Below are 4,156 nucleotides of genomic sequence, written 5' to 3' on the forward strand. Positions count from 1 at the left end.
TTCTTTTGTTTATAATAGACTGGTCCACGGCCGTGGTGCTGCGGGCGTAGGTTTACCCCGCGCACACCACCCCCGCGGCCTGCCCCCCCCGGGGGGGGGGGCCGCCGCGGGGCGGCCCGCCCCGCGCCCACCGGCTTCGCCCTCCCGTCGCCCGTCGCCGCCCCCGCGGGGGCGCCGCGCGCGGCTCTCCTTCTCTCCTCCCGGGAAGACCCCACCATGACGGTTCTGAACCAGTCCCTGCACGCCCTCGACCCGGAGATCGCCGCCGCGGTCGACGCCGAGCTGCACCGCCAGCAGACCACCCTGGAGATGATCGCCTCCGAGAACTTCGCCCCGGTGGCGGTCATGGAGGCCCAGGGTTCGGTCCTGACCAACAAGTACGCCGAGGGCTACCCCGGCCGCCGCTACTACGGTGGCTGCGAGCACGTCGACGTGGTCGAGCAGATCGCGATCGACCGGATCAAGGCCCTGTTCGGCGCCGAGCACGCCAACGTCCAGCCGCACTCCGGCGCGCAGGCCAACGCCGCCGCGATGTTCGCGCTGATCCAGCCGGGCGACACCATCCTGGGTCTGTCCCTGGCCCACGGCGGTCACCTGACCCACGGCATGAAGATCAACTTCTCCGGCAAGCTCTACAACGTGGCCGCCTACCACGTCGACGACAAGACCGGCCGGGTCGACATGGCCGAGGTCGAGCGCCTCGCCAAGGAGCACCAGCCGAAGCTGATCATCGCCGGCTGGTCCGCCTACCCGCGCCAGCTCGACTTCGCCGCGTTCCGCCGGGTCGCCGACGAGGTCGGCGCGCTGCTCATGGTCGACATGGCGCACTTCGCCGGCCTGGTCGCCGCCGGTCTGCACCCCAACCCGGTGCCGTACGCAGACGTGGTCACCACCACCACCCACAAGACCCTGGGCGGCCCGCGCGGCGGCGTCATCCTCTCCAAGGCCGAGTGGGCCAAGAAGATCAACTCCGCGGTCTTCCCCGGCCAGCAGGGCGGCCCGCTGGAGCACGTCATCGCCGGCAAGGCCGTCGCCTTCAAGGTCGCCGCCTCGGAGGAGTTCAAGGAGCGCCAGCAGCGCACCCTCGACGGCGCCAGGATCCTCGCCGAGCGCCTGCTCCGGGACGACGTCGCCGAGGCCGGTGCGTCCGTGCTCTCCGGCGGCACCGAGGTCCACCTCGTCCTGGTCGACCTGCGCAACAGCCAGCTCGACGGCCAGCAGGCCGAGGACCGTCTGCACGAGGTCGGCATCACCGTCAACCGCAACGCCGTCCCGAACGACCCGCGCCCGCCGATGGTGACCTCCGGCCTGCGGATCGGCACCCCGGCTCTCGCCACCCGCGGCTTCCAGGCCGAGGACTTCCGCGAGGTCGCCGACATCATCGCCGAGGCCCTGAAGCCGGCCTACGACGAGACCGTCGCCGCCTCGCTGAAGGCCCGCGTCACCGCGCTGGCCGACAAGTACCCGCTCTACCCGAACCTGTAGTTCGGGTGCAGGTGACCGGCCTCACCCCGCCGGTCCACCAGGGATTCCGGGGCACCGCGCACACTGGAGAGTGCGCGCGGTGCCCCGTCCCGTGTCAGCACCCGCCCGCCTGCTCATCCCACGAGACCAGACAAGGACGTCCCTCCGTGGCCATCAGCGTCTTCGACCTCTTCTCCATCGGCATCGGCCCGTCCAGCTCCCACACCGTCGGCCCGATGCGCGCCGCCCGGATGTTCGCCCGCCGCCTGAAGTCGGAGGGCCTGCTGACCGAGGTGGCGGCCGTCCGCGCCGAGCTGTACGGGTCGCTCGGCGCGACCGGTCACGGCCACGGCACCCCGAAGGCCGTCCTGCTCGGCCTGGAGAACAACTCCCCCCGCACCGTCGACGTCGACCAGGCGGACCGGGACGTCGAGCGGATCAAGGCCGAGAAGCGGCTCAACCTGCTCGGCACCCACGCCATCGACTTCGACCCCGACAGCCAGCTGGTCCTGCACCGCCGCCGCTCGCTGCCCTACCACGCCAACGGCATGACCGTCTGGGCCTTCCGCGCGGACGGTTCCACCCTGCTGGAGAAGACCTACTACTCGGTCGGCGGCGGCTTCGTCGTCGACGAGGACGCGATCGGCGCGGAGCGGGTCAAGCCCGACGACACCGCGCTGAAGTACCCCTTCCGCACCGGCGACGAGCTGCTCCGGCTCAGCCGGGAGACCGGCCTGTCCATCTCCGGCCTGATGCTGGAGAACGAGAAGGCCTGGCGGACCGAGGAGGAGATCCGCTCCGGGCTGCTGGAGATCTGGCGCGTCATGCAGGAGTCCGTCCGGGCCGGCATGTCCCGCGAGGGGATACTCCCCGGCGGCCTCAAGGTCCGCCGGCGGGCCGCCTCCGGGGCCCGCGCGCTGCGCGCCGAGGGCATCGGCCCGGCCAACGCGATGGAGTGGGTGACGCTGTACGCGATGGCGGTCAACGAGGAGAACGCCTCCGGCCGCCGCGTCGTCACCGCCCCCACCAACGGTGCGGCCGGCATCATCCCCGCCGTCCTGCACTACTACCTGAACTTCATCCCGGGCGCCGACGAGGACGGCATCGTCCGCTTCCTGCTCGCGGCCGGCGCCATCGGCATGCTCTTCAAGGAGAACGCCTCCATCTCCGGCGCCGAGGTCGGCTGCCAGGGCGAGGTCGGCTCCGCCTGCTCGATGGCCGCGGGCGGCCTCGCCGAGGTCCTCGGCGGCTCCCCCGAGCAGGTCGAGAACGCCGCCGAGATCGGCATCGAGCACAACCTCGGGCTCACCTGCGACCCGGTCGGCGGCCTGGTCCAGATCCCCTGCATCGAGCGCAACGGCATGGCGTCGGTCAAGGCCGTCACCGCCGCCCGGATGGCACTGCGCGGCGACGGCCGCCACCACGTCTCCCTCGACAAGGCGATCAAGACCATGAAGGAGACCGGGGCCGACATGAAGATCAAGTACAAGGAGACCTCGCGCGGCGGCCTCGCCGTCAACGTCATCGAGTGCTGACGGCCGCCGGCGCCGGCCCCCGCCGGCCCTGAGGTCCCGGACGCTCCACGAGGCCCGGTGGCCCGGACCTGACCGGTCCGGGCCACCGGGCCTCGTCGTGCGCGCGGGTCCGCGCCGTGCGCTCAGCCCAGGTCGGCGGGCGCCGGCTCCGGGGCCCGGTCCCCCGCCGGAGCCGGGGCGGCCCGGCGGGCCAGGGCCGCGACGACGACCGCGGCGGCGGCGATCGCGGCGGCCCCGAGGAGGGTGCCGTGCAGGCCGGTGGTGACGGCGGTGCGGACGGCCTCCGCGGCCTGCGCCGGGAGGTGGTCCACGGCGGCGGGGGTCAGACCGTCGGCGGTCGGACCGGCGGCGTCCGCGCCGGGCCCGCCGGAGAGGGAGGACGACAGCCGGGCGGTGTAGACCGCACCGAGGGCGGCCATGCCCAGCGAGCCGCCGATCGTCCGGAACAGCATCACCGAGCCCATCGCGGCCCCCATGTCGCGCGGCGGCACCGCCGCCATGGTGGCCAGCAGGGTGCTCTGCATGACCAGCCCGATCCCGGCCCCGGCGACGACGGTGAGCGCCGAGGCGAGCAGTTGCGGGGTGTCCGTGCCGAGGGTGAGCAGCAGCAGGGTGCCGGCCAGCGCGACGGCGCTGCCGAGCAGCGGGTGGTGACGCCCGCTGCCGCCCCGGGCCGTCAGCCGGGCGGTGACGAGCTGGGCGCCGATCATCCCGAGCATCAGCGGCACCAGCAGCAGCCCGCCGGTGGTCGGGGAGGCGCCCTGGACGAACTGCAGGTACTGGGGCAGGTAGCCGACCAGGACGAGCATCAGCCCGCCGAGCAGGAAGCCGAGCACCAGGGCCTCGGTGACGGCGCGGTGGCGGAACAGCGCGGGCGGGATCAGCGGTTCGACGGCCCGCCGCTCGACCCGGACGAACCGGGCCAGCGCCACCACCGCGACCGCGGCGGCGCCGAGCACCTGCGGCGAGGTCCAGCCGTACGCGGTGCCGCCCCAGCTGCCGACCAGGGTGAGCGCCAGGACCCCGCCGGTCAGCAGGCCGACGCCGGCCCAGTCGATCCGCGCCCCGGTCCGGGGGGGGGGGGGGTCGCCGCCCCGGCCCCCACCCCCCCCCGCGGGCGGCGCCACAGCCCCCCGCCCCCGGCGAGCGAAAAAGCC

3 protein-coding genes are annotated in these 4,156 nt (G+C 73.8%); 2 read left to right on the forward strand and 1 reads right to left on the reverse strand.

The annotated features are described in order from the left end of the window. Positions 1-216: 216 nt before the first annotated feature. Positions 217-1,485: a serine hydroxymethyltransferase gene (gene glyA, locus ACFWIC_RS20880; protein ID WP_329882953.1), complete on the forward strand. Its 1,269-nt coding sequence runs from the start codon at positions 217-219 to the stop codon at positions 1,483-1,485. 146 nt (positions 1,486-1,631) lie between these two features. Continuing rightward, positions 1,632-2,999 (forward strand): L-serine ammonia-lyase, encoded by a 1,368-nt coding sequence (locus ACFWIC_RS20885; RefSeq protein ID WP_329882954.1) that lies wholly within the window; start codon positions 1,632-1,634, stop codon positions 2,997-2,999. Between the two features lie 122 nt (positions 3,000-3,121). Here the strand turns inward: ACFWIC_RS20885 and ACFWIC_RS20890 are convergent, their stop codons facing one another. Next, positions 3,122-4,126, reverse strand: a complete 1,005-nt coding sequence (locus ACFWIC_RS20890; RefSeq protein ID WP_380519682.1) for an MFS transporter — start codon at positions 4,124-4,126, stop codon at positions 3,122-3,124. Between the last annotated feature and the right edge of the window lie 30 nt (positions 4,127-4,156).

Source organism: Kitasatospora sp. NPDC127035, assembly GCF_042726075.1.
In the GTDB taxonomy this organism is placed as follows: domain Bacteria; phylum Actinomycetota; class Actinomycetes; order Streptomycetales; family Streptomycetaceae; genus Kitasatospora.

Coding starts and splice junctions, on each gene's coding strand:
- glyA (WP_329882953.1), top strand. CDS start 217: ATGACGGTTCTGAACCAGTCCCTGCACGCCCTCGACCCGGAGATCGCC.